General features: G+C 68.1%; 1 protein-coding gene. It reads right to left on the bottom strand.

The features are described from left to right. A partial coding sequence (locus ACFV1W_RS40675) for a SpoIID/LytB domain-containing protein (RefSeq protein ID WP_380422623.1) occupies window positions 1-1,106 on the bottom strand: 1,106 nt, incomplete at its 3' end. Window positions 1,107-1,290 lie beyond the last annotated feature (184 nt).

The raw sequence follows: 1,290 nt of genomic DNA, 5'->3' as shown, positions 1-1,290 counted from the left end.
ACGCCGTTGGCGACCCAGTCGTTGGCCAGATTGCCGTTCGGATCGACGAACGCGATGTGGTAACCCGTGGCATCGAACGACACCGGCGAAGTCGACCCGCCGAGCGATACGCCGGGGTAGTAGGTGCTCAGGATCGACTGCCAGGACTGGCCGGCGAGGGCGCAGTTCTGCGATCCCCACTGGCTGAGCGTGTTCGGGTAGCGGGACAGGCCGGCACCGCAGGCCTCAGACTTGTTGCCGGTGAGCGTCGCCTGGAACGAGGCTTCGAAGATCGAGCCGCTCTGGGTCATCACCGAGTTCCAGGTCGCCTCCACGGCGGAGTCGGTGGTGGCGGTCGACCGGCCGGGGACGTAGCGCTGGTAGTTGATCGAGTCGTCGACGTTGTAGCAGGTGCTGCCATAGGATCCGCCGCGCCAGTGGTTGACCCAGTACCACGCGTAGGTCTTCGCCGCCATCGCACCCGACTTCAGCGAGTCAGGCTGCCAGGAGGACATCCACTCACCAGGCAGCACGTCCTTGACGTACGACTCGAAGGGCACGCTGAACACGCCGGCCTCGGTGCCCGGAATCGGCAACCCGGAGCCGTCGTGCTGCACGTACTCGAGCACCTGGATGGTCGAGGGCGGAGTCGAGTTGGACGAGTAGCCACCGCAGCTGCCTGTCGTCGCCTGTGGCGTGACGGAGGCGGCCCGGTTTCGCGAGGTCGGCGCGGGTGCGGCCTGATCGCTCATCGACTGCGCCTTGCCCGTCAACTGCACGGTCAGCGAGTCACCGCTGTGCGCCGGGGTGACGCCGGCCAGCTGGTAGGTGCCGAATTCCGGAGCCGTCACCGTGACGGTCACGGCCTTGCCGGTCGGGTCCGGGTAGTCGAACTTGAACGCGCCCGCACGGTCGGTACGGCCCACCAGGGTGCCGTTCACCTCGATGCGTGCTCCCTTCACGGCCGGCATCGCGGCGGGAGGGGTGATCACCCCGCCGGACACCCGTTCCGCGCGGGCGTCCTTCACGGTCCCCGACAGGGAGATCGACGCCGACGGCGAACCGTTCGGCGCCGGCAGCACCGACGCGGCTGCAGTTCCTGCCGACACACAGCACATGGTCGCCATCGCCGTGACACCGATGAGCGTCAGGCGCAGGCCACGTATGACTGACAAATCCGAATCCTCACTCGTTGGACCGCGCCGGCCGTTTGGGTCGGCCGGCGCGGTGCTGTGGTGGTGGGTGGATTGCTGGTTCAGCGGCTGGTGCCGCCGGTGCCGGCGGGGCCGTGCCAGGTGCCGTTGTTGGCCC

This window comes from Kitasatospora sp. NPDC059648 (assembly GCF_042734825.1).
Classification (GTDB): domain Bacteria; phylum Actinomycetota; class Actinomycetes; order Streptomycetales; family Streptomycetaceae; genus Kitasatospora.
Note: the sequence above shows the minus strand (reverse complement) of the source record. Positions and strands in the feature narration are given on the sequence as shown.